This is a genomic window from Cedecea sp. (assembly GCF_036500665.1).
Classification (GTDB): domain Bacteria; phylum Pseudomonadota; class Gammaproteobacteria; order Enterobacterales; family Enterobacteriaceae; genus Cedecea.
The window spans coordinates 1-2,520 of the sequence record NZ_DASYBS010000154.1; the positions used below are offsets into that span (position 1 = coordinate 1).

Below are 2,520 nucleotides of genomic sequence, written 5' to 3' on the forward strand. Positions count from 1 at the left end.
GATAGGACGGGCGCTAGTACTGGTTACTGGCCTGGCTGTCTGGTGGCCGGCCGGCGCGGCGGAGAATGTGTTGCTGCACGGGGCGCTGGTGGCGGAACCCTGCACGCTGCACCCCGGCGACGAGGCGGTCGCGCTGGAGTTTGGCACGGTGATTGACAAGTATCTCTACCTGAATGGCCGTACCCACAGTAAAGCGTTCACACTGCGCCTGCAGGACTGCGATATCAGCCTGGGTAATACGGTGAAAATCAGCTTTAGCGGTACAGAAAGCCAGGGGTTGCCGGGGCTATTGGCGCTGGACGGCGCCAGCCAGGCCTCTGGGGTGGCGATCGGTATCGAAACCGCCGACGGCAAGCCCGTGCTGCTGAATAAAGCGGGCCCCGGCTTTCCGCTGATCAACGGTAACAGCAACCTGCCGCTGCAGGCTTATGTACAGGCGGAACCGGCGGCTATCACCAATAAAAGCATCGGTCGTGGCGTATTTTCGGCTATCACCACGTTTATGCTGGAGTATCAGTGAGTTATGGGTCTTGTTGGCGCAACGTTTGCCGCATTAAGTAATGGCGAACACCTGCGTTATTGATATTTGATAATAAATAAGAAGGATGGAGTATGTTGAAAATATCTACGTCAATTCCATTTGTTCTTATCTGTTATATTTTAACAGGTAACGTTAAGGTATCTGCAAGTGAAACCAGCATCGAAGTGGTGAGTTTTACGAGTACAGCGACATCGGGAACGTTGAAATATATCATTCATGACTGGATTGAAACCCATACGCCGATGCCTGCAAACTGTATCTCGTCAGGGTGTGAGGTCGCCGTCGGTTTTCATCCGGAAATTAAAAGTGGTCACGAAATCCTGTTGGGAAATGTTCTACAACCTGCAGAAACCAGAGGCCTGAGAACTACTGGGGAAGTTGGCCGCCTTTATAAACGCCGGTTTGGCATAGGCAGTGAGATTACGCTGACGGGCCCCTGGTTAATTAACAATAATAGCCCTATCTGTTTTGGGATGAAATATGGCGTGAGATCCGGTGTTGTTGCGGTGTTGCCAGGGAGCCAATGCAACTATTTTATCACCAATCCAAATCCAAACGCCTGTTACATTGACGGCCCGGTGTCGCTGATGTACGGGACTGTAGCGAGAGATGCGATCGATCAGAATCGTGCAAGTCGCTATACTAATATTCGATGTTTAAATCCGGCGACAATCAATTTAAAGATAAGTGGGATTGACAGCAGTAGCAGAGTCAGGTTGTCAGATGGCAATACCTACGCCCAACTATTCATTAATGACAAGTTAGGTGCAAGTGGTACTAATGTTTATGTTGGCAACTCTCGAAATATTGACGTGAAAATATCTTCGGTTTTAACCACGACAGGCACGCCAGGTTCCGGGGTGATCACGGGTAGCGCGACGCTTATTTCTAGTTTTTTCTAAAATAGATAGGGCGTTATTTTTATATGTCTGGCAACTAATCCTTCTAAAGGTTTAATGAATTATATAAACAAAGTTAATTATAGATAATTTTTTCTGGAGAATTAATGTTTTATTGCCTTAAACGATGGGTGAAGCGCCACACTGTATGGCTGGCATTGTGTTTACCGCATTATGCACTGGCTGGAAATGTCGATATCAACTGGGAGCTTGTCGGCAGCGATCTGCGCTATACCATCACCGAGGCCAGAGACCATGACGCCGTGAAACGGGCGAACTGCGGCGGCATACTCTCTGGTAACCAGTGCTTCGTAAAATTCTTTCTGGGGGATAACCCGTATCAGCCACCATTGTTTAATGACACGGTCAATTTAAGAGGGTCACAGAGTCCTCAAGATATTCTTCAGACCTGGTCGCTGGCGGCATTGCCGAAAAGCGGCGTGGTTAAAGACTGGTCGCCGGGCAATAACTACTGTTTTGTCCTGTATATTTTTGCTTCAAACCTCACCTATGGCGTAGGAAACAGCTGCCAGGGCACCATGACCCCACCGCCGACGGAGCCGCCGCCACCGCCGCTAAGTTGCTCGCTGAGCGGTGACATTTATCTGCGCCACGGCGTTCAGGATAGCGGCAGCGTCAATGGCCATACGGCGACCAGCACGGCGTACGTCAGTTGCACCCGCACGGCGACGGTCAATATCAAGGCGGTGGTCGCCCTGGGGGGGAGCAGTACCGTGCCGTTAAGCTCAGGCCTGCAGTCCCGGCTGACGGTAAATGGCATTGAGGGTGCCGCAGGCGCTACGCTGTCCGTACCGGGCGCATCAGGCAGTAACGTGACCTTTAAATCGACCTTGATTACCTCAGGCGAAGTGGGGGCCGGCAGCTTTAACGGTACGGCGGTGGCGATTCTGAATATTCTCTGAGTCTGTGTTGCCGGCCAAATACCGCGGCGCGGACAAGGGGCGGTGTGACTTATTATATGCGTCTGCCAACAGAGTGCCCTATATAAAAAATGAGCGGCGCTATTATTTGCATTGGCTGGTTATTTCCAGGGTATATGTCATCAATACATAAAATACC

3 protein-coding genes are annotated in these 2,520 nt (G+C 50.7%); all 3 read left to right on the plus strand.

All coding sequences use genetic code 11. The features are described 5' to 3' along the window. The first annotated feature begins 1 nt into the window (after window position 1). Window positions 2–520 carry a fimbrial protein gene (locus tag VGM55_RS24770; RefSeq protein ID WP_331637039.1) on the plus strand — a complete coding sequence of 173 codons (519 nt, stop codon included), beginning with the start codon at window positions 2–4 and terminating at the stop codon, window positions 518–520. 92 nt (window positions 521–612) lie between these two features. After that, window positions 613–1,443, plus strand: a complete 831-nt coding sequence (locus tag VGM55_RS24775; RefSeq protein WP_331637040.1) for a hypothetical protein — start codon at window positions 613–615, stop codon at window positions 1,441–1,443. A gap of 104 nt (window positions 1,444–1,547) precedes the next feature. Further along, the gene (locus VGM55_RS24780) at window positions 1,548–2,363 is read left to right on the plus strand and encodes a hypothetical protein (protein ID WP_331637041.1); all 816 of its coding nucleotides are present in this window, start codon (window positions 1,548–1,550) and stop codon (window positions 2,361–2,363) included. Window positions 2,364–2,520 lie beyond the last annotated feature (157 nt).

Coding starts and splice junctions, on each gene's coding strand:
- VGM55_RS24780 (WP_331637041.1), top strand. CDS start 1,548: ATGTTTTATTGCCTTAAACGATGGGTGAAGCGCCACACTGTATGGCTG.
- VGM55_RS24775 (WP_331637040.1), top strand. CDS start 613: ATGTTGAAAATATCTACGTCAATTCCATTTGTTCTTATCTGTTATATT.